This window comes from Uniformispora flossi (assembly GCF_049534875.1).
Classification (GTDB): Bacteria; Actinomycetota; Actinomycetes; order Streptomycetales; family Streptomycetaceae; genus Yinghuangia; species Yinghuangia aomiensis.
In genome coordinates, this window is the sequence record NZ_JBMULZ010000003.1 from 430,821 (window position 1) to 451,364 (window position 20,544).

Below are 20,544 nucleotides of genomic sequence, written 5' to 3' on the forward strand. Positions count from 1 at the left end.
GGGGGGGGTTGGTGGGCTACCCTTGCGCCCCCCAACGGGGGGGCGCCCCGGGGCTGGGCCGCGCCCCGCAACTGGTCGTCGTCTTTGGGCCCGAGCGTCACCACGGCCAACCCGGCTGTCCTCGCGCGTCCCGGAGCCCGGGTCTTGAGCCGTCGAGTCGCGTGTGCGGAATTGGCTTCGGCGGTCGGCGATGATGACGAAGTCTTCGAGCCTCCCCACCAGAGCCTTCCCCCCGCCGCGGCTACTGCCCCTCCACCACCACGTTGATCCGGCCCGCCGACACCCGGGCCGTCAGCTTCTCGCCCGCGTCGACCTCGTCCGGGCTGCGGACGGCCTGGCCGCTCTCCTTCTGCAGGACGGCGTAGCCGCGTTCCAGGGTGGCCGCGGGGGACAGGGCCACGACGCGGGCCCGGGTGTGCTCGAGGTCCGTGGCCGCGTGCTCGAGGCGGTGGCGCAGGGTGCGGCGGGAGCGGTCGAGGAGGGTGTCGAGTTCGGATTCGCGCGATTCGACCATGCCGTACGGGTCGGCCAGGACCGGGCGGGTGCGGACCGAGGCCAGGCCGTGTTCCTCGCGGTCGAGGCGCATGGCGATGGTGTGGCGGGCCCGGTCGCGGAGCTGCGTGATGCGCGCCGTCTCCTCGCCGACGTCCGGGACGATGCGCTTGGCGGCGTCCGTGGGGGTGGAGGCGCGCAGGTCGGCGACCAGGTCGAGGAGCGGGGTGTCGGGTTCGTGCCCGATCGCACTCACCACCGGGGTCCGGCAGCGGAAGACCGCGCGGATCAACTGCTCGTCGGAGAACGGGAGGAGGTCTTCGACGCTGCCGCCGCCACGGGCCACCACGATCAGGTCGATGTCCGGGTGCGCGTCCAATTCCTCGATCGCGGCGGTCACTTGCGCCACCGCGGAGACGCCCTGCACGGCGACGTTGCGGACGTCGAACTGCACCGCGGGCCACCGGTGCTTCGCGTTCTGCAGGACGTCCCGCTCGGCCGCGCTCGCTCGGCCGCACACCAGCCCGATGCGGTGCGGCAGGAACGGCAGCGGCTTCTTGTGTCGTGGATCGAACAAGCCTTCGGTGCCGAGCGTCCGCTTGAGCTGCTCCAGCCGGGCCAGTAGCTCGCCGATGCCGACCGGACGGATCTCGGTCGCGCGCAGTGACAACGTGCCGCGCGGGGCGTACCACTCCGGCTTGGCCAGCACCACGACGCGGGCACCCTCGGTCACCACGTCGGCGACCGCGTCGAACACCCGGCGGTAGCAGGTGACCGAGATCGACACGTCGTGCGACGGGTCGCGCAGCACCATGAACACCACGCCCGCACCGGGCCGCCGGCTGAGCTGGGTGATCTGCCCTTCGACCCACACCGCGCCGAGGCGGTCGATCCACCCCCCGATAAGGCGCGAGATCTCGGAGACCGGGACGGGCGATTCCGCGGAGGTAGTCAGCGCCATGCGGCCACATTACGGGCCGACCCCGACACTTTGGGTCACCCCCCGGCGCCCGGGGCCGCAGCGCGCCCGCGCCCGTACGATGGACACCATGACTGAGCACCCCCGCCGCGTCCTGCTCGCCGCCCCCCGTGGCTACTGCGCGGGCGTGGACCGGGCCGTCGTCACCGTCGAAAAGGCCCTCGAGCTGTACGGGCCGCCGGTGTACGTCCGCAAGGAGATCGTCCACAACAAGTACGTCGTCCAGACGCTGCGCAACCGCGGTGCGATCTTCGTCGACGAGACCGAAGAGGTCCCCGAGGGCGCCACCGTGATCTTCTCCGCGCACGGCGTCGCGCCGATCGTGCACGACGAGGCCGCCGAGCGCAGCCTCAAGACCATCGACGCGACGTGTCCGCTGGTCACCAAGGTGCACAAGGAAGCCGTCCGCTTCGCCGAGGAGGACTACGACATCCTCCTCATCGGCCACGAAGGCCACGAAGAGGTCATCGGCACCACCGGCGAGGCCCCCGACCACATCACTCTGGTCGACGGCCCCGACGATGTCGCGGACGTCGAGGTGCGCGACCCGTCGAAGGTGGTGTGGCTCTCCCAGACCACGCTGTCGGTGGACGAGACGCTCGCCACGGTCGACGCGCTCAAGACCAAGTTCCCGCTGTTGCAGAGCCCGCCCAGCGACGACATCTGCTACGCGACGCAGAACCGCCAGGTCGCGGTCAAGCAGATCGCCGCGGAGGCCGACCTGGTCGTGGTGGTGGGCTCGAAGAACTCGTCGAACTCGGTGCGTCTGGTCGAGGTCGCGCTGGAGGCCGGCGCGAGCGCGTCCTACCTGGTGGACTCCGCCGACGAGATCGACGCGGCGTGGCTCGACGGCGTCGGCACGGTCGGTGTGACCAGCGGCGCGTCGGTGCCGGAGGTCCTCGTCGACGGCGTCCTGGAGTGGCTCGCACAGCACGGCTTCGAGGACGTGCGCGTGCACAGCGCGATCGAGGAGAAGCTGACGTTCTCGCTGCCGCAGGAGCTGAAGCGGGACATGAAGGCGGCCCAGGGCTGAGCTGAAACCGGACCGACGGGTCGGCCGAGGCCGGGCCGCCTCGCGGCAGATCACGTGAAAGCCCGCGCGAACCCCGGACTGAACGGGGGCGCGCGGGCTTTCGTGTGGGCGGTGCCGGTGCCGGTGCCGGTGCCGGTGTGGGGTGTGGGGTGGTCGTCGTGCGGCACCGCGGCTTCGGGGGGTGCCGCGCAAACGGGGCGGGGGTGAGCGGGGTCCCGGGGGCTGCGTGCAAAAGGCCGCCGCTCCGGCGGCTGGACGAGTTTCGTGCGGCCCGCTCGGGAGCCGGGGGCGGGCCGGGGTGATAGGCCGGGAAGGCTCCGGGTGATCCCCTGCCGTGCGCGAGGGACCGCGCGCCGAATGCTGCGGGACGTGCGGCGTATCGACCTCGGCGCGCGCAGGGCGCGCGGGCGGGGTGGGGCCGGCGGGCCGGTTGACCGGTTTCGCACGCCGACGACCTGCGCCCCGGCCGTTCGGGTCAGGGTTTTTGCGGGTGTTCGCGGCGGATTCTTTCGCTTCCGGCGGGCCGTACCACCTCGACTCCGGCCGTCCCGTCAGGGTTCGCGCGGGTTTTCGCGGGGGCGGTGGAGAGCCTCGCTCTCGGGCGCGCGCGGCATTTCGGGGGCAGGCGGTGGGGACTGCGGAGGGCGGGCCGGGCGGGTGTCGCGGGGGGTTCGCGGGTCTCGCGGGGGCGTGCGGGGGGACCCCGGGTCGCGGCGGTCGGGGGCGTTGCGGTCCGGTCGTTCGGGCCGGTTCCGGTCACGTGGGTCTCGCGTGGTCCGCGGGCTGGGGGACGACTCTCCGTCGCGTTCGGCGCGCTTGCGGACCAAGACGACGGCCGCGGCCAGTGCCGTAGCCGCGAACAGGATCCCGGCCTTGAAGGTCAGCGCGGTGAACACGTCCAGCCCGGTCCGCAGCAGGAAGTCCTCGCCGTTGTCGCTGGGGAACAGCACGCTCGTCGCGACCGCGGTCAGTGCGAACGCGATCGGCGGCGCGACGACCGCGGCGACCAGGTCGCGCGGCCGGGTCTTGACCGCCACCAGCACGCAGACGGCCAGGAAGACCGTGCCGAACAGCGTCCCGAGGGTGTCCGTGAGCATTTCGTTGAGCACGCCGCCGAGCAGCGCGCCCGCGGTCAGGACCACGAAGGCGCCCGGTGCCGTCAGACCCACACCACCGGGCCGCGGACGGCGCTCGCCCGCGCGGGCCGGCCGGGATCGCGGACTCGCCGCGCCCGGGGCCGCGGGCAGCGGCTGCGGCGCACCCGGTCCGGAACCCCTGCGGGGTGCCTCGCGGCGTTCGGGCGGCACGGGGGCCCCGGGCTCGGGCACGCCCGACGATGCGTCGGAAGGACGGCGGCGGCGCACGGGTTCACTCCGTCCGGGCGCGGGCACGGCCGACCGCCGCGCCGACGCGGCGCCGCCCGAAGCCGGACGGGCTCGGCTGCGTTGATTCACATATCAACGTTATGTGTACAACCTGCTGCAAAGCGGTGAAGAACACGCGCATATCGTTACCCGATTCCCTCCCCTAGCCGGACCGGCCCGTCCGATTGGCCCTGCTCACCGCCGTTCGGATCACGGCCCGCGTTCCGTTCGGCGTGGCCCGTCCCGTCGGCCCGGGCCTCGCGCTCCGGGGGCCCGTTTCCGTCTCCGCCCTCGCCTTGATCGGCGCCCTCACTCCGCGCCACCGCCGGGAAAGCCGCTTCCTCGATCGGCGGCAGCGAACGCAGCCGATTGCCCTCCTCGGCCGACGCCACCAGCTCCGGCGCGGACAGCGCGCGGGCCGTGGTCTCGACCTGGCCCGGCGACGTCAGGTCGTCCTCGACCAGCTTGAGGTCCCGCATCCGCCGCGCGCTCACCAGTACGCGGGCCTCCAGCGACCCCACCGTGCGGTTGTACGCGCCGACCGCGCCGGTCAGCGACCGCCCCAGCCGGTCCAGGTGCTCGCCGAGGTTGCCGAGCCGGTCGTACAGCTCGCGGCCGAGTTCGAACACTTCGCGCGCGCCGTCGGCCAGCGCGTCCTGGCTCCATGCGTACGCGACCGTGCGCAGCAGCGCGATCAGCGTCGTCGGGGTGGCCAGCACGACCTTGCGCAGCGCGGCGTACTCCAGCAGCCCCGGCTCCTGCTCGAGCGCCTGCGCCAGGAACGCCTCGCCCGGCACGAACAGCACGACGAACTCCGGTGTCGGCTGGATCTTCTGCCAGTACGCCTTCCCGCCGAGCTGGTCGACGTGCGTGCGGAGCTGGCGGGCGTGTGCGGTGAGCCGCTCGGCGCGCACGGCGTCGTCGTCGGTCTCAGCGGCGTCGAGGAACGCGGCGAGCGGCACCTTCGCGTCGACCACGACGTGCTTGCCGCCCGCGAGGTGGACCACCATGTCGGGGCGGAACACACCGTCGTCGGTGGACACCGAGGCCTGGGTGTCGAAGTCGCAGCGGTCGACGAGGCCGGCCACCTCCACCGCACGCCGCAGGTGCATTTCGCCCCAGCGTCCGCGCACGTCGGGGCGGCGCAGGGCGCTGACCAGGGAGGCGGTCTCGCGGCGGAGCTGCTCACCGGCGTTGCGCACGTCGTCGATCTGCCGGGTCAGCGCGGCCTGTGCGGCGGCGCGGGCGCGCTCCAGTTCGCCGAGGCGGCCGTCGAGCTTGTCGAGGGTCTCGCGGATCGGGTCGCCCGCGATCCGGAAGCGGTGGTCGGCCAGCTCCAGGAACTGCGCGTTGCTGCGCGCGAGCGCGTCCGCGGACAGCGCCTTGAACCGCTCGCCGAGTTGCTCCTGCGCGCGCTCGGCCAGGTCCGCGGCGTCGAGCGCGGACGCCCGCTCGGCCTCCAGCCGGGCGATCCGCGCACTCGACTGACCGCGGCTCCACAGCACACCCAGCAGCGCACCGACGGCGAGCCCGATGAGCAGCAGCAACACGGCGGTGACATCCATACCGTTCATCCTTGCGGGTCAACGGCCACGGACGACACTCGCCGCGCCGGACCGAAGGGCGCGGGGGAAGGGACCACGGCGGCGGGATCGGCAGGGGACGACGCGCCGGACGGAAGGCGGTGAGGGGCGGAGGGACGGCTGTCGGGCCGTGCCGGTGCGGGCTGGTCGGCGGGCGGAGCCGGGGCCGCGGAGCGGGGGACGAGCGCAACGGGCGCCGTCGGGTGAGGTGGCGGCGGACGCGCGGTGTCGATGAGGCGGCTGCGTGCGCACGTGCAGCGCTCGGTCCGGGGGCGGCGCGCGCTCACTGCCCCAACGCTCGGTCTCCGACGGGGGAGCGGCGCACACCCGAACCCGAGCAGACACCCGGCGGCACGCGGTCATCGCCCGGAAGCCGTCGGCCCTGGCCGCAAGGCGGTTTCACCCCGCGCGGCGAGCCGGCCCCCACGGCCCTCGCCGGCCCTACCGCCCCGCGCTCCCGGACGGGTTCCCCGGTCCCGAGTGCGGGCCCTGCTGCCCCGGGTACGGCGCGGGTGCGGCGCCGTAGGGGCCCGGCTGTGCGGTCGGCGGCATGCCGTAGGGCTGGGGCTGGGGTGCGGGCGCACCGCCATACGGGCCCTGCTGCGGCACGCCAGGCGCGCCGTAGCCCTGCGCACCGCCCGCCGCCCCGAACGGATTCCCCGCCTGCTGCGCAGCCCGCGCCGCCGCCTCCTGGGCGTCGAGGGCCTGCAGCCGCTGGAGCGGTGCGCGCGAGCCCTTCGCTTCGAACGGAATGTGCCAGGGCGCTGCCGCGTCGCGGATGTCGCGGGCGAACCACGGCAGCATCTCCGCCTCGACGAAGTTCACCGTGTGCTTGAGCGTCCCGCCCGCCCGCAGCTGTGCGTGCAGGGCGAAGCTGCTCGGCGATTCGCCGCTGCCCTCGCGCAGCTTGACCGTGACCGCGGCGATGTCGCCCCACGCGGCCGACCGGTTCTTCGTCATGCCGTACAGCACGAGCCCCTGCGCGGAGATCGCGATGCGCCGGTGCTTGTACACGTAGAACGCCAGCACCGGGATCAGTGCCAGCGGGACCGCCAGCCCGGTCATCGCGCCCTTCGGCAGCCCGGTGCTGTCGGCGATGTCGGCCATGTCCATCGGCATCAGCAGCAGCGGGATCGCCGCCGCGAACAGCAGCTTGCCGAACTTCTCGCCTTGCCACAGAACGTAGTCCGGGTGCGTTTCCCGGTTCCCCGTGCCACTCATACGGTCATCCCCGAGGTGTCGTCGACGTGCGCGCCGAAGCCCCCCTCGCGCGGTGTGCGCGAGAGCCTACTTCCGCGACGCGCGGCGCCGGCAGCGGGTTGCCGCCAATGCCGTCAGGGCTCGAACGAGCGCGGCTGCCGTCCGCGCGCCATCCGCGTCACGACCTCGTCGGCGACGACCTGCGGGCCCTTGACGGTGAACCGCACCTGGCGTCCGGCGAGCCCCTCGCACACATCGACGGCGAGCGCGCGCAACATGCCTTCCTCGACGTAGGCCAGGCTGCGGTACTCGATGTCGCCGTTGTGCAGGGTGAGGTTCAGACTCGCCGTGGCCCGGTCGGTGCGGACACTCAGGCGGCACCCGAGCCAGACGGAGGCGATCGTGTCCCACGCGATCGGCACGGCACGCCTGCCGTCCACGAGGACGACGGCGTCGGGGCGGATCTCGATCCGTCGCCGGGCCTGGATCCGGCAGTAGCGCAGGCAGCCGGCCGCGAACAGGAGACCCGCGGCGGCCAGGACCCAGCCGACGACGCGCAGCCTGGTCCGTGCCGCGCCGGAGTCGCCCGCGGCCGCCAGGAACGCGGGCGCCGCCGCGCCGAAGAACACCACCGCGGCTAAGGCGTTGTACGCGATCCAGCGGATCCGCGTTCCCTGCCACACGATGTGGTCCGGGTAGGCCACCCGGTTCCTGCGTAGCTCGTCCACCACTCACCCCTGTGCCGCGACGTGCCGCGCGGCACAGGCCCCCCGCATCCCTTTGCCGGGGCAGGGCCACCGCTTGGCCGTCCCTCGGGCGGTGTGCGCGAGAGCCTACTTCCGCGACGCGCGGGCGCGGCAGCGGGCTGCCGCCGATGTCCTCAGGGCCCGAACGGTCGCGGCGGCCGCCCTGCCGCCATCCGCGCGGCGACCTCGTCGGCGACGACCTGCGGGCCCTGGACGGTGAACTGCACCGGGCGGCCGGCCAACCCCTGGCACAGGTCGAGGGCGAGTGCGCGGAACATGCCTTCTTCCACGTAGGCCATGCGGCGGATGTGGACCGAGTCGTCGCGCAGGCTCAGGTGCAGGGTCACGACGCCCGCGTCGGTGCGTTCGCCGACCCGAAGCCCCAGGCGGAGGGCGGCGATCGCGTCCCACGCGATCGGCAGGGTCCGGGCGCCGTCCACGAGGACGACGGCGTCGGGGCGGATCACGAACCGGCGTGCCGCGTGCACCCGGGCACGCCGCACCACGCAGCCCACAAGCAGGCCTCCGGCGGCGAGCAGCGCCGCGCCGAGGACGAGCAGCTTCGTCCGGTCGCCGTGAGAATCGCCCGCAGCCGCCACGAAGGCGGGGACGGATACACCGATGGCCGCCACCCCGAGGACGGCGTTGCCGAGGATCCGGCCGATCCGCAGCCCCTGCCACACCACATGGTTCGGGTAGGCCACCCGGTTCATGCGTGTTCCGGCCATCACTCACCCCCGTGTCGCGATGTGCCGCGCAGCGTAGCCCTCGCGCGTGGCTCCGGACCAGGCCCGCGGCCGCGGGCCGAGGCGTGTCGGCCGGTCGATAGACTGAAGCAAGGTATGGCCGCGTCCCGGCCGCCCTCCACCCGAACCCATCACCCCCAGGGAAGCCACGTTGTCGCTCACCATCGGAATCGTCGGTCTGCCCAACGTCGGCAAGTCCACCCTGTTCAACGCGCTCACCAAGAACAGCGTGCTCGCCGCGAACTACCCGTTCGCGACGATCGAGCCGAACGTCGGTGTCGTGGGTGTGCCGGACGAACGCCTCCACAAGCTCGCGGAGATCTTCGGTTCGCAGAAGGTCCTCCCGGCCACGGTCGACTTCGTGGACATCGCGGGCATCGTCAAGGGGGCCTCGGAAGGTGAGGGCCTGGGCAACAAGTTCCTCGCGAACATCCGCGAGTCGGACGCGATCTGCCAGGTCATCCGGGTCTTCACCGACCCCGACGTGGTGCACGTCGACGGCAAGGTCTCGCCGCGGGACGACATGGAGACCATCAACACCGAGCTCATCCTCGCCGACCTGCAGACCATCGAGAAGGTCCTGCCGCGCCTGCAGAAGGAATCCCGCCTCAAGAAGGAGTCCGCGGAGGCCGCCAAGGCCGTCGAGGAAGCCCAGAAGGTGCTGGAGAGCGGCCAGACGATCTTCGCCGCCGGCCTGGACTCCGCGCCGCTGCGCGAACTCCACCTGCTGACCGCCAAGCCGTTCCTCTATGTCTTCAACGTCGACGAGGAAGAGCTGGTCAACGAGGACCTCAAGGCCCAGCTCCGCGAGCTGGTCGCCCCGGCCGAGGCGATCTTCCTGGACGCCAAGATCGAGTCCGAGCTGATCGAGCTGCCCGACGACGAGGCCCTCGAACTCCTCCAGGGCATGGGCCAGGAGGAGTCCGGCCTGGCGCTGCTCGCCCGCGTCGGCTTCACCACCCTCGGCCTGCAGACCTACCTGACGGCCGGTCCCAAGGAAGCCCGCGCCTGGACGATCAAGAAGGGCGCCACCGCGCCCGAGGCGGCCGGCGTCATCCACACCGACTTCCAGCGCGGCTTCATCAAGGCCGAGGTCATCGCGTTCGACGACCTGGTCGAGACGGGCTCGCGCACCGAGGCCCGCGCCAAGGGCAAGGCCCGCATGGAGGGCAAGGACTACGTCATGCAGGACGGCGACGTGGTCGAATTCCGCTTCAACGTCTGACCGTTCGGCGAAGGGCGGGCTCCGCGGAGCCCGCCCTTCGGCGTTCGCGGGGGCCGGTGCCCGGGGCCCGGCGCGCGGCTCCGTATGGCTAGCATCGGCGCCCATGACGGGGAACTTGGAGCAGGGCTGGTATCCGGACCCGGCAGGGGTGCCGCACCGGCTGCGCTGGTGGGACGGAAGCGCCTGGACCGGGCGGACGAAGGACGAAGACGGCCCGGAAGCCGGCCCCGAGCCGGGGGCCGACGACCCGTTCCCCGCCGCGGCGCGCATACCGGCGGCCGAGACCGCCGCCCCGCCGCTCGCCCCGATTGCCCCGGTCGCCCCGGTCCTGTTCGAGGCCGTGGAGCCGGACCGGGTACGGCGGAGGGTCGTCACCGGCATCGCCGCCGTCGCCCTCGCCGCGGTGTCGGTGACCGGCGGCTACTTCTGGGGCGCGCACGGCAAGAGCAGCGGCGGCACGACGGGCGAGCCCGCGGCGGCGGCCCCGCCATCGGTCCCTTCCGCGCCGCAGCCCGGGGCGCCCGCCGCGGAGTCGCCCGCTCCATCCGCGTCCGGCAGCGCGGGTGCCCCGGCCGTCCCGGTCACCGAGGGGCTCGTCGCCCGCTGGCGGCTGGACGAGAAGTCGGGGAGCACGGCGCAGGACGCCGCGGGCAGGCACCCCGCGACGGTGGCCGGATCCGTGTCCTGGGCCGCCGACCGCGGCGGCAGCGCGGTGTTCGCGGGCAACGGCAGCCTCGCCACCGACGGCCCGGTGCTCGACACCGCCAAGAGCTTCACGGTGACCGCGTGGGCGAAACTCGCCGACACCGGCGGCCAGAGCATGGTCGTCGGCCAGGACGGCACCCAAGTCAGCGGTTTCTACCTGCACTTCAACCTGAACGCGAAGACGTGGGCGTTCGCTCGGACCTCGAACGACGCGGCGAACCCGACGGCGTGGAGCACCGTCACCGCGCAGGCGCCGCCCAAGACGGGCGTGTGGACGCATCTCACCGGGACCTTCGACGCGGCGACATCGCGCATGGCCCTGTACGTCGACGGCGTCCTGCAGGGCGAACTCACCCACCCCGCTCCCTGGAACGCCCAAGGCCCCTTCACGATCGGGCGCGCCACCAGCAACGTCGACCGGTTCCGCGGCTCCATCGCCGATGTCGAGGTCTTCGACCGGGTGCTGACCGCCGCCGAGGTACGCCAGTTGGCGACACCGCCGAAGAGCTAGCGCGAGCGCCGCGGAACCGACGATTTGCGGGGGATTGTCGCCCGTTCTCCCGGCGATGTGCGAAGGTGCGTTCCGGAACTGATAGTTGCGTTTGTCCCGCCGCCGACCTGGACTTTTCCCGACTGCTAGCATCTCGCGCCATGGCGACGGACAACAGGCCGAGCGGGTGGTATAGCGACCCGTCGGGGCAGCCGGACATGTTGCGCTGGTGGAACGGAACCGCGTGGACCGACGATTTTCGGCCGCAGTCCGACTTCCTCCAGACCGCGGGGGAGCCGCAGGATTCGGCGAACAGCCTGCATCCTCCGCAGGGCCCCCAGCCCCCCTTCACAATGCAGGAAAGCGCGTCGCAGCCCACGGTCGCCGCGTCGTCCGCGCCGTGGCCCGGGGCGGACCGGCCCATTCCGGGGCCGGTGACGCCCGTCCGTTTCGAAGCGGTCGAGCCCAACAAGACGCGCACGCGTGTCGTCGCCCTGACGATCGCGGTCGTGCTCGCCGCCGCGGCCGGCATCGGCGGCTACTTCCTCGGCACCTCCGGGAAGTCCGACGACAAGGCCGAGCCGGGTTCCACGAGCACGCCTACGAGCAGCACATCCCCAGGTGACGTCAACAGCCCGCAGGGCTTCGCCGGGACGGCGCTCGCCGGCGGCAAGCAGATACCCGGGGGCCAGGTGGTCACCGGCCCGAAGCAGCGTGTGACCTTCTCGGTCCCCACGGGCTGGACCCCGCAGGTCGACCCGAAGGCGACCAGCGAGGAAGCCCGCTACGTCCTCTCCTCGTACCCGTGCACCGGCCGCACCGCCGGCGTCTGCACCAAGGGCACGGTCGTGCAGAACCTGCGCCTGCTGAGCGGAGGCTGGTCCGACCTCAAGTCGCTGGCGCTCGGCATGGGCCAGGAGCTGATCACCGCCCAGTCGGGCGGCACCAAGCCCCCCGGCGTCACCGGCCCGCTCAAGCAGGCTCCTGTGCAGATCCAGGGGCTCGACGGCTACCTCGCGCTGTGGGACCTGCCCATGGTCGCCGGGCAGACCGCGCCCAGCAGTTATTGCGGCATCCTGACGGTCCGGGTCTCGCCGTCGACGCAGGAGATCGCCGTCCTCGAAATGTGCCTCGACCGTACCGCCGACGCACCGCCCGTTTCGCTCCTGGACGAGATCGCGAACTCGGTACGCATCACGGCTTGAGCACCACGATGATCGACACGGGGACGACGGGACACGCCGTGAAAACGCGCGACGGACGCGGGCGCCGGAGGGCAGCCGGACGGCGCCCCCCGGCCGGCTCGGGCACGCGGAGGACCAACAGGCGCAGGCGGAAGAACCGCGCCGCGCACCGCGCCTACGTCGCCTGCGCGGACACGTCGGGTCCCCTGCGCCCGGTCCCCGACGGCGACTACCGCGTCGAGTACCGCCGGACCGCCTCGACCGGGGCGAAGATCGTGCTCACCGTGCTGGTGCTGGTGAACGCCGCCGCGGCGGTGGCGTTCATCGGCTGGCTGCTGCTGCCCGAGCACGTCCCGGGCCCGGGCGTGCGCTGGTCGGACGGGGGACGGCTGGCCGTGGCCCGCGGCGCGTTCTGCGTGGTCGTGCTCGTCGAACTGATCCGGCTGGTGCAGTCCGCCGCCGTCTGGCTCTTCGCGTTCCGCGCCCGCGATCCGATACCCGTCGAACCGCCGAGCGGGCTGCGCGTCGCGGTCCTGACCACCATCGTCCCGGCCAAGGAGCCGATCGCCATCGTCGAGCGGACACTGCTGGCGATGAAGGAGATCGAGTACGACGGCACGGTCGACGTCTGGATCCTCGACGAAGGCGACGACCCCGCGGTCAAGGCCATGGCCGCCCGGATCGGCGTCCGCCACTTCAGCCGCAAGGGCCGCCCCGAGTACAACCAGGCGGAGGGCGAGTTCCGGGCCAAGACCAAGTCCGGCAACCACAACTCCTGGCGCGCCGAGCACGAGCGCGACTACGACGTGGTGGCGCAGATGGACCCCGACCATGTGCCGCTGACGTGCTTCCTGCGCCGCACCCTCGGCTACTTCCGGGACCCCGACACCGCGTTCGTCGTCGCTCCGCAGGTGTACGGGAACATGTACGACAACTGGGTCGCGCACGGCGCGTCCGTCCAGCAGTACCTGTTCAGCGGCCTCGTGGAGCGCGGCGGCAACGGCATGGACGCGCCGTTGCTGATCGGCACGAACCACCTGTACCGGCCCGCCGCGTGGGAGCAGATCGGCGGCTACCAGGACTCGATCATCGAGGACCACCTGACGAGCATGCGGGTCCAGGCCACCGACAACCCGGCCACCGGCCGGCGCTGGAAGGGCGTCTACACCCCGGACGTGCTGGCGGTCGGCGAGGGTCCGACGTCGTGGACCGACTACTTCAACCAGCAGAAGCGCTGGGCCTACGGCATCTGGGAGATCCTGCTGCGGCGCAAGCTGCAGCGGGGGATACGCCTGAAGTTCCGGCAGCGCGTCCTCTACGGGTTCGTGCAGTTCTACTATCCGAGTGTGGCGCTGACCACGGTGCTCGGCGGACTCGCGACCGCGACGTACCTGCTGTTCGGCGTCACCTCGCTGAGCGTCGACAACAGCCACTGGCTCGCCTTGTGGGGGGCCAGCATGGGCAGCTGGTTCGTGCTCTGGCTGTGGCTCCGGCGGTTCAACCTGGCGGCCCACGAACGCCGGGAAATCGGCATGGCGGGCATGGGGCTGGCGCTCTTCGCCGGGCCCGTCTACGTCGCCGCCGCGGTGGCCGCCCTGTTCCGCCGGCCGCTGGCCTATGCGGTCACCGCCAAGGGCGAACTGCGCAGCGCCGAGTCGTTCCGCACCTTCCGGCTGCACTTCCTGTGGGCGCTGCTCGCCGCCGGACTGCTCGGCGCGAGTTTCGCCCTGCACCACGACGTGACCGTGCTGCGCGTGTGGGCCGGGGTCAGCCTGGCGACCGGGCTCGGCCCGCCGCTGATCTCGTGGGTCGCCGCCCGCCGCAGCGTCGACCTCGACGCGGCCGGCCGCACGGCCGACGCCATGGCCGACGCCACCGCCGACGCGGGTGCCGGGCAGGTCCCGCACCAGCGCACCGCGCTGCCCGCCGGGTCCGGCCGGCCGGAGCGGCCGCCGGCCGACGACGTCGTGGCCGAGCCGCGGCCCGCGGCGCTCCGGCCCGACGAAGCCGCGGCGGGTACGCCCGCGGTGCAGCCGGGAGGAGCGGGCTGACATGCGCGTCACGTTTCCGCGGGTCCTGATCCTGCTGCTGCTCGGCTCGATGGTGGCCTACGCGTTCGTCATCGGCCCCAAGCTCGCCCATGTCGAGGCGACGACGGACGAGCGCCCCGGCGTGGGCCCGGTCCCGACCTACCAGCCGCCCCCGCCGTGGGTCGGCCAGCGCCGCACCATGGAGCCGATCAGCCGGTTCCCCGAGCCGGGCAAGAAGTTCCTCGGCATCATGACGGCCCGCGGCTCCTACGACCTGGAGCCGCTGGACGCCTTCCAGCAGGCCGTGGGACACGACCCGCAGGTGCTGCAGTTCTCCGTGGGCTGGGCCGACTCGACGTTCGACAGGCGGCTCTTCGACCAGGTCGCGAAGCGCGGCATGATGCCGCTGCTGGCCTGGGAGCCCTGGGACTTCACCAAGGAGTCCAGGGACGAGATGCAGCGCGGCAACCAGCCCGAGTACGCGCTGGCCAACATCGTCGCCGGCAAGTTCGACGACTACATCACCACGTGGGCCAACGGCATCAAGAACCTCGGATATCCGGTCGGCATCCGGTTCGCGCACGAGATGAACGGCTACTGGTACCCGTGGGCCGTCCAGGCGAACGGCAACACCCCCGACCAATACATCCAGGCGTGGCGGCACGTGCACGACATCTTCGAGCGCGCCGGAGCCACCGACGTGACGTGGGTGTGGAGTCCGAACCGCGACTACGAGAACGCCGCACCGCTCAAATCCGTGTACCCCGGCGACGACTACGTGGACTGGATCGGCCTCTCCGGCTACTACGGCACCAAGGGCGCGGAGAAGTACATGTCCTTCGACGAGATCTTCCGCCCCACGCTCCGACAGCTTCGCGAGTTCACGTCCCGGCCGATCGTCATCACCGAGACCGGCGCGGTCGACTTCGACCACAAGAAGGCGTCGTGGATCCAGGAGATGTTCCGGCAGCTGCCCGGCGATCCGGACATCATCGGCGTCATCTGGTACGAGGCGCGCAAGGAACGCGAGGCGGACTGGCGGATCTCCAACTCACCGGACGCCGCGGCGGCCTACCGGCAGGGGATGGAGGATCCGATGTACGACGTCAAGTGGACCTTCAACGCCAAGCCCCTGACCAGCCTAGAACCCGCCTCGGACCCGTCTCCGTCGGGCGGCTCGCCGGGCCCGGCGGACACCACCGCTCCGACCACCGCGCCCCCGACGACCAAGCCCCCCAAGTCCACGACGAAGCCGACGAAGCCCACGGGGACCAAGACCACGACCAAGGCGCGGTGACCCATGGACGAAGTCCGGAAAGGCCTCGTCCGGCTGTGGAACGCCGCCCGCACGCGCCCCTACGCGGCCGGCGCGGTCTCCGCGGCCCTGCTGGGCGCGGTGCTGGCCGTATGGGTCCTGATGCCGCCGCGCGTGGCCGGAAAGGTACGCGCCCCGCAGGCCGTGGCCGCGCCGCCGCCGAAGGCGGTCGCGCAGGTCATGCCCGAACCCGGCGACCTGTGCTCGACAGAGGAGAACCGGCACCCGGCCCGCACCGTCGACAGCGGCCGCTACCTGGTCAACCCGAACGAGTGGAACGCGGTCGGCGGGTTGTGCGTGCAGAGCCGCGGCGGCGCGGACTTCCGCATCACCCAGAGCGGCGTGACCGGGCGGACCGTGGTCGACCCGCAGCGCGGGCCCGGCGCCTACGCGCACATCACGACCCCGCCGACCGGCGGCCCGCTGCCGATCCGCGTCGACAAACTCCAGTACGCGACCAGCAGTTGGCGGACGCGCACGGTCGACTCCGGGACGTATAACGCCTCCTATGACCTCTGGTACAGCTCGGTGCCCGGCCAGTGCTCGTTCACGGACAGCGCCGAGCTGATGATCTGGATCGACAGCCGCAACAAGCGCCCGTCGGGCAAGCTGGCGCCCGACCCGTTCCGCGTCGGGGCCTTGTCGTTCTCGGTGTACGAGCCGCCGAAGCCGGTCAGCGGCGGCCACACGCTCATCGTCTACGCGCTGACCACGCCGGTCGACGAGGTGGTGAACCTCGACCTGCGGGCGTTCACCCGCGACGCCGTGCAGCGCGGCTACGTCCCCGGTGATTCCGCGCTGTGCGCGGCGCAGGCGGGCTTCGAGGTGTGGGACGGAGGCGTGGGACTCGCCACCGAGTCCTTCTCGTTCTCCGCGGCCGCGGGCATCCCCTCCGGCGCCGTGACCTCGGCGCTGCCGGGGTTGTGCCTGGAATGGCCCGACGGCGCCCGTGCCGCGAACGTGGGCACCTGCAACGCCCAGCCGTCGCAGAGCTGGTCGCGCCCGCCGGACGGGACGCTGGTGCACGCCGGCCTGTGCCTGGAGAACGGGCGCGACGGTGCGTTGTCGCTGGTCGAGTGCGACGGGACACCGGAGCAGCGGTGGATCCCGGATGCCGCCGGCCGGATCGTCAACGGCTCCCGGAACGCCTGCCTCGATGCGGGGACCGGCGGCGGTGCGGGCCGGACGGGTGCGGTGCCGCGGGCCCGCACCTGCGACAACAGCCAGGGGCAGGTCTGGTACCCGCCGGTCTAGGCGCGGCCTTGGTTTCCTGCCGGGTTTCTGCCGGTCTCGTGCCGGGCTCCTACCGGCTTTACTGCCCCGCGATTGCGGCGACCGGCCCGAAGCCCGCGTAGATGCCGGTCGCGGGCTGCACCGTCACCCACATCGTGACCTCGCCCTCCCGGGCGAAGCGGAAGGTGACGCGCCGGGACTGGCCCGCCGTCACCAGGTCGGCCGGGTTCGGCACCACGGCGGTGGCGTTCCCCGGGCCGCCGAGCTGCAGCGTCTCGTTCGGGCCGATGCGCATCTCCGGCCGCTGCGGGGTGGGCGTGAACACGGCCGGCTGCGGCAGTTCGTTGACGGTGACCTGCTGGAGCTGGTCCGGCGCGGTCCCGCCGTTGTAGATCGACCCGGTGACGGCGAGCGGCCCGCCGCGGCCCACCGCGGGGCTGACCAGCACGACGTTCTGCACTTTGAGCGAGCCGAGGGTGGTGGCGGGGGTGTCCGGCGCGATCTGGAGGGTCTCCGCGTCGTTGCCGGCGCCGCAGCCGGCGAGCGCGAGGGCGGGGGCGATGACCAGAAGCGCGGCGGCGAGCGCCTTGCGGATTCGGCGGTGCGGCACGGCGGCGTCACTCCGGAGGTCTCGACGGGAAGACACGTGACGTCCCTTTTATCCCGATTATCCGGAAAACAATCCCGCGGCGCGCCGACCGTGTCACTTCCCGCCGAAGTCCCGCACGATCGCGTCGATGTTGGCGGCCAGCCGGGTGTCGAGTTCCGTCACCCCGCCGGCGTCGTGCGTGGTGAGCAGGAAGTGCAGGTTCCGCCAGCGGATGTCGATGTCCGGGTGGTGGTTCATGTCCTCGGCGGCGATCGCGACGGTGTCGACGATGCGGATCGCGGTCGGGAAGTCGGGCGCTTCCACGGTCCGGCGGATCGCCTTGCGGTCGCCCGTCCAGCCGTCCAGGTCGTTGACGGCGACGGTGAGTGCGATGTCAGTCAGGAGTTCCGGCATGCCGACGACGCTGGTACGCGCGCGCCCGCACGTCAAGACTCCACGCGGGGCACCCGCACACCCCGATTGCCCCAAGCTGCGGAACCGGGACAGCGCCGGTATCCCGCCAAGACCCCCCAACGGCCCCGGAAGCCGTAAAGTGGTCCGGCATGACCGACCGCCCGCGCACCGGAGGCCCGGAGGCCGCCGGAGACCCCGCCCGTGAAGACGGCCTGATCGTGGTCGTCGGCGCGGCGATCCTGCACGGCGGCAAGGTCCTTGCGGCCCGCCGCAGCGCACCCGCGCACCTGGCCGGCGGCTGGGAGTTCCCGGGCGGCAAGCTCGAACCCGGGGAGACCGAGGACGTCACCGTGGTCCGCGAATGCCGCGAGGAGCTGGGCGTCGAGGTCCGCGCGGTGCGCCGGCTCCCCGGCAGCTGGCCGCTCAACCCGGGCTACGTCCTGCACCTGTGGCACGCCGAGCTGCTCGGCGGCCAACCGGAGCCGGAGCCGCTGGAAGACCACTCCGAACTGCGCTGGCTGGGCCCCGGCGAACTGGACGACGTGGCGTGGCTGCCGCAGGACCGCGATGCGGTCCCGGTGGTGGCGCGCCTCATGGCCGCGCACCGCGGCGGCTGACCGGCCGGGTGTACTCCGGCCAGGCTCGCAAAAGGCGTGAAAAAGCCGCGAATCGGGGAAGCGGCTTCTCGACACCAACGAAACCGGCGACGTGAGGGATCCGCGGTCCATGGATCAGGGGCAGAGCGGCGAGGGGCCTTCCGGGGGCACCACCCCCAACTCGGTGGCGCCCGGAACCCTGTACGACCTCGTGCCCAGCGCCACGTGGGTGCTGAACGCCGACGGCTTGATCACCATGTGGAGCCGCTCCGCCGAGGAGCTGTTCGGGTACACCCGCGAGGAGGTCCTCGGCACGTGGGCGGGCGATCTGCTCGACCCGCCGCTGACCCCGGAACGCGGCGACGCGATCAGCCGGCAGATGATGGACGTCGAGCTGATCGGCAGCACGTACCGGATCCGCAAGGCGGACGGCAGCGTCCACGACTTCGAGTCCCGGTCGGCGTTCGTGACCGACGCCGAGGGCAACAGCTCGGTGCTCATCACCTCGGTCGAGGCGGACGCGCTGCACCGGGTCGAGTCGGACCTGGCGATCCGGCAGGCGCTGTTCGACCAGTCGCCGATCGGCGTGGGGATCTTCGACACCGACCTGAAGTACGTCGCGGCGAACGAGGCCCTCGCGGCGATGGACGGCGTCCCGGTCTCCGACCACATCGGCAAGACCATCGCCGACGTGATGCCGGGCATCGACACCGCGCGCGTGCGCACGATCCAGCAGCGCGTGCTGGACACCGGCGAACCCGTCGTGGACTCGCGCATCTTCGGCCCGATTCCGGCCGACGGCGGCCCGCGGACGGTCTGGTCGATGTCCTACAACCGCCTTCAGGCGCAGGGCGGGAAGACCCTCGGGGTGAGCTGCTCGCTCATCGACGTGACCGAGCGGCACTACGCCATGGTCAAGGTCGACGCGGCCCGCAAACGGCTCGCGCTGCTCAACGAGGCCGGCACTCGGATCGGCGCGACGCTGGACATCCCGCGCATCGCCGAGGAACTCGCCGCCTCCGTGGTGCCGGGATTCGCCGACCTGGCCGCCGTCGACCTGCTCGAAGCCGTGATGATCGGCGAGGAGCTGCCGTCCGGCGTGCACGGCGACCAGACCGTGATGTACCGGGCGGCCTCGCGCGGCGCCCGGCCGGGCCGGTACACCGACGAACTCCTCGAACAGGGGTCGCGGCTGGTGTACTCCGCCGACTCGACGTTCGGGCGGTGCCTGCGCAGCGGCGGCTCGTACCTGGTGCAGAACATCCAGGACGACATGTACGAGGAGCTGATCCGCGACACCGGCCGCGCCGAATCCGCCCGCGTGCTCGGCGTGCACACGCTCATGGTGGTGCCGCTGAGCGCCCGCGGCATCGTGCTCGGCACGCTGCTGCTGGGCCGCGGCGAGGGCCGCCCCGCGTTCGACCCGGACGACCTGACGCTCGCCACCGAACTCGGCGCCCGCGCCGCGGTGTCGGTGGACAACGCGCGGCTCTACCACCGCCAGCGGGACACCGCGGTGATGCTCCAGCGCAGCCTGCTGCCGCAGGAGCTGCCGGAGATCCCGGGCGTCGCGGTCGCCTACCGCTACCTGCCGGGCAGCCTGGTCACCGAAGTGGGCGGCGACTGGTTCGACGTGCTGCCGCTGTCCGGCGGGCGCATCGGGCTGGTGGTCGGAGACGTCATGGGCCACGGCGTGCACGCCGCCGCGGTGATGGGGCAGTTGCGCACCGCCGTGCGCACGCTCGCGGGCCTCGACCTGCCGCCCGCCGAGGTGATGGGCCATCTCGACGACATCGTCGCCAGCCTCGGCGAACTCCACTACGCCACCTGCGTATACGTGGTCTACGACCCGGTCGCCCGGACCTGCGAGTTCGCCTCCGCCGGGCATCTGCCGCCGGTGCTGGTGTCGCCCGGCGGGCTGCCGGTCGTCGTGGATCCGCCGTCCGGCGCGGTGCTGGGCGTGGGCGGGGTGCCGTTCGAGCAGAAGGAGCTGTCCGTCGAGCCGGGCAGCCTGCTCGTGCTCTACACCGACGGCCTGGTGGAGACCCGGGAACGCGACCTGGACACCGGCATCGGGCTGCTGTGCGACGCGATCGCGCAGCACCACGGGCCGCTGGAGGAGGCGTCCGACGCGGTCATTTCGTCGCTGCACAAGGAACTCGGGTTCGACGACGTCGCGTTGCTGATGGCCCGACTGGACGCGCTGCCGTCGAACGCGGTGGCGTCGTGGTGGCTGCCCGCCGAGCCGCCGGTCGTCGCGCGCGCCCGCGAACTGACCCGCAAGACCCTGCACGACTGGGATCTCGAATCGCTCGTCGACATCGCCGAGCTGCTGGTGAGCGAGCTGGTCACCAACGCGCTGCGGTACGGCGCCGGTCCGATCCGGCTCCGGCTGCTGCGCGGGCGGAACCTGCTGTGCGAGGTGGCGGACGCCGTGCCGAGCCTGCCCCGGCTGCGCGAGGCGCGGGACACCGACGAGGGCGGCCGCGGGATGCAGCTGGTCACGACGCTGGCGGACCGCTGGGGCAGCCGCCGGGCCGGGCACGGCAAGATCGTGTGGTTCGAACTGCCTTTGCCCGACCCGGCGGACGACGATCCGGCCGGGTGACCGCGGGCTCCG

The 20,544-nt window shown here is 72.4% G+C and carries 17 protein-coding genes and 1 pseudogene; 10 read left to right on the forward strand and 8 right to left on the reverse strand.

Translation table 11 applies throughout. The features are described from left to right. Positions 1-241: 241 nt before the first annotated feature. A complete protein-coding gene (xseA, locus tag ACPA54_RS09140) occupies positions 242-1,453 on the reverse strand; it encodes an exodeoxyribonuclease VII large subunit (protein WP_423528169.1) in 1,212 nt (403 codons plus the stop codon). A gap of 79 nt (positions 1,454-1,532) precedes the next feature. Here xseA and ACPA54_RS09145 point away from each other — a divergent pair, with 79 nt between their 5' ends. Then, complete coding sequence (locus ACPA54_RS09145; protein WP_423528170.1) at positions 1,533-2,504, forward strand: 4-hydroxy-3-methylbut-2-enyl diphosphate reductase; 972 nt, start codon at positions 1,533-1,535, stop codon at positions 2,502-2,504. Positions 2,505-3,055: 551 nt separating this feature from the next. Here ACPA54_RS09145 and ACPA54_RS09150 read toward each other — a convergent pair. The 5 genes from ACPA54_RS09150 to ACPA54_RS09170 all read right to left on the reverse strand — a co-directional run bounded on the left by ACPA54_RS09150 (position 3,056) and on the right by ACPA54_RS09170 (position 8,125). After that, on the reverse strand, positions 3,056-3,673 hold the full coding sequence (locus ACPA54_RS09150; protein WP_423528171.1) for a DUF6542 domain-containing protein: 618 nt from the start codon (positions 3,671-3,673) through the stop codon (positions 3,056-3,058). 341 nt (positions 3,674-4,014) lie between these two features. Continuing rightward, on the reverse strand, positions 4,015-5,433 hold the full coding sequence (locus ACPA54_RS09155; RefSeq protein ID WP_423528172.1) for a DNA recombination protein RmuC: 1,419 nt from the start codon (positions 5,431-5,433) through the stop codon (positions 4,015-4,017). Between the two features lie 459 nt (positions 5,434-5,892). Continuing rightward, positions 5,893-6,672: a hypothetical protein gene (locus ACPA54_RS09160; protein WP_423528173.1), complete on the reverse strand. Its 780-nt coding sequence runs from the start codon at positions 6,670-6,672 to the stop codon at positions 5,893-5,895. 113 nt (positions 6,673-6,785) lie between these two features. Then, positions 6,786-7,379, reverse strand: a complete 594-nt coding sequence (locus ACPA54_RS09165; protein ID WP_423528174.1) for a hypothetical protein — start codon at positions 7,377-7,379, stop codon at positions 6,786-6,788. A gap of 152 nt (positions 7,380-7,531) precedes the next feature. Next, positions 7,532-8,125, reverse strand: a complete 594-nt coding sequence (locus ACPA54_RS09170) for a hypothetical protein (RefSeq protein WP_423528175.1) — start codon at positions 8,123-8,125, stop codon at positions 7,532-7,534. Between the two features lie 169 nt (positions 8,126-8,294). Between ACPA54_RS09170 and ychF the strand changes: the two genes are divergently transcribed. The 7 genes and pseudogenes from ychF (at position 8,295) to ACPA54_RS09205 (ending at position 16,346) form a co-directional block, all read left to right on the forward strand. Further along, complete coding sequence (gene ychF, locus ACPA54_RS09175) at positions 8,295-9,368, forward strand: redox-regulated ATPase YchF (RefSeq protein ID WP_423528176.1); 1,074 nt, start codon at positions 8,295-8,297, stop codon at positions 9,366-9,368. A gap of 103 nt (positions 9,369-9,471) precedes the next feature. Then, positions 9,472-10,584 (forward strand): LamG-like jellyroll fold domain-containing protein, encoded by a 1,113-nt coding sequence (locus tag ACPA54_RS09180; protein WP_423528177.1) that lies wholly within the window; start codon positions 9,472-9,474, stop codon positions 10,582-10,584. Positions 10,585-10,724: 140 nt separating this feature from the next. Next, positions 10,725-10,820, forward strand: a pseudogene (locus tag ACPA54_RS09185) (DUF2510 domain-containing protein); the annotation flags it as partial. Between the two features lie 177 nt (positions 10,821-10,997). Then, positions 10,998-11,768 carry a DUF8017 domain-containing protein gene (locus ACPA54_RS09190; RefSeq protein ID WP_423528311.1) on the forward strand — a complete coding sequence of 257 codons (771 nt, stop codon included), beginning with the start codon at positions 10,998-11,000 and terminating at the stop codon, positions 11,766-11,768. Further along, on the forward strand, positions 11,765-13,798 hold the full coding sequence (locus tag ACPA54_RS09195) for a glycosyltransferase family 2 protein (RefSeq protein ID WP_423528178.1): 2,034 nt from the start codon (positions 11,765-11,767) through the stop codon (positions 13,796-13,798). Before ACPA54_RS09190 ends, ACPA54_RS09195 begins: the two co-directional genes overlap by 4 nt. A gap of 1 nt (position 13,799) precedes the next feature. After that, positions 13,800-15,074: a glycoside hydrolase family 26 protein gene (locus tag ACPA54_RS09200; RefSeq protein WP_423528179.1), complete on the forward strand. Its 1,275-nt coding sequence runs from the start codon at positions 13,800-13,802 to the stop codon at positions 15,072-15,074. Positions 15,075-15,077: 3 nt separating this feature from the next. Further along, complete coding sequence (locus ACPA54_RS09205) at positions 15,078-16,346, forward strand: GH12 family glycosyl hydrolase domain-containing protein (RefSeq protein ID WP_423528180.1); 1,269 nt, start codon at positions 15,078-15,080, stop codon at positions 16,344-16,346. A 58-nt stretch (positions 16,347-16,404) separates the two neighbouring features. Here the strand turns inward: ACPA54_RS09205 and ACPA54_RS09210 are convergent, their stop codons facing one another. Together ACPA54_RS09210 and ACPA54_RS09215 are read right to left on the reverse strand one after the other, a co-directional pair. Further along, entirely contained in the window at positions 16,405-16,935 is a 531-nt protein-coding gene (locus ACPA54_RS09210) for a DUF461 domain-containing protein (RefSeq protein WP_423528181.1), read from the reverse strand. A gap of 93 nt (positions 16,936-17,028) precedes the next feature. Then, positions 17,029-17,328 carry a 4a-hydroxytetrahydrobiopterin dehydratase gene (locus tag ACPA54_RS09215; protein WP_345675914.1) on the reverse strand — a complete coding sequence of 100 codons (300 nt, stop codon included), beginning with the start codon at positions 17,326-17,328 and terminating at the stop codon, positions 17,029-17,031. Positions 17,329-17,477: 149 nt separating this feature from the next. On the opposite strand from ACPA54_RS09215, the gene ACPA54_RS09220 reads away from it, so the two are divergent. Next, a complete protein-coding gene (locus ACPA54_RS09220) occupies positions 17,478-17,945 on the forward strand; it encodes a (deoxy)nucleoside triphosphate pyrophosphohydrolase (protein ID WP_423528182.1) in 468 nt (155 codons plus the stop codon). A gap of 109 nt (positions 17,946-18,054) precedes the next feature. Next, positions 18,055-20,532 (forward strand): SpoIIE family protein phosphatase, encoded by a 2,478-nt coding sequence (locus ACPA54_RS09225; protein ID WP_423528183.1) that lies wholly within the window; start codon positions 18,055-18,057, stop codon positions 20,530-20,532. Positions 20,533-20,544 lie beyond the last annotated feature (12 nt).

Excerpts from the sequence above, each read along its gene's own strand:
- xseA (WP_423528169.1), bottom strand. The coding sequence starts at position 1,453 with ATGGCGCTGACTACCTCCGCGGAATCGCCCGTCCCGGTCTCCGAGATC.
- ACPA54_RS09145 (WP_423528170.1), top strand. The coding sequence starts at position 1,533 with ATGGACACCATGACTGAGCACCCCCGCCGCGTCCTGCTCGCCGCCCCC.
- ACPA54_RS09155 (WP_423528172.1), bottom strand. The coding sequence starts at position 5,433 with ATGGATGTCACCGCCGTGTTGCTGCTGCTCATCGGGCTCGCCGTCGGT.
- ACPA54_RS09160 (WP_423528173.1), bottom strand. The coding sequence starts at position 6,672 with ATGAGTGGCACGGGGAACCGGGAAACGCACCCGGACTACGTTCTGTGG.
- ACPA54_RS09170 (WP_423528175.1), bottom strand. The coding sequence starts at position 8,125 with ATGGCCGGAACACGCATGAACCGGGTGGCCTACCCGAACCATGTGGTG.
- ACPA54_RS09180 (WP_423528177.1), top strand. The coding sequence starts at position 9,472 with ATGACGGGGAACTTGGAGCAGGGCTGGTATCCGGACCCGGCAGGGGTG.
- ACPA54_RS09200 (WP_423528179.1), top strand. The coding sequence starts at position 13,800 with ATGCGCGTCACGTTTCCGCGGGTCCTGATCCTGCTGCTGCTCGGCTCG.
- ACPA54_RS09205 (WP_423528180.1), top strand. The coding sequence starts at position 15,078 with ATGGACGAAGTCCGGAAAGGCCTCGTCCGGCTGTGGAACGCCGCCCGC.
- ACPA54_RS09215 (WP_345675914.1), bottom strand. The coding sequence starts at position 17,328 with ATGCCGGAACTCCTGACTGACATCGCACTCACCGTCGCCGTCAACGAC.
- ACPA54_RS09220 (WP_423528182.1), top strand. The coding sequence starts at position 17,478 with ATGACCGACCGCCCGCGCACCGGAGGCCCGGAGGCCGCCGGAGACCCC.
- ACPA54_RS09225 (WP_423528183.1), top strand. The coding sequence starts at position 18,055 with ATGGATCAGGGGCAGAGCGGCGAGGGGCCTTCCGGGGGCACCACCCCC.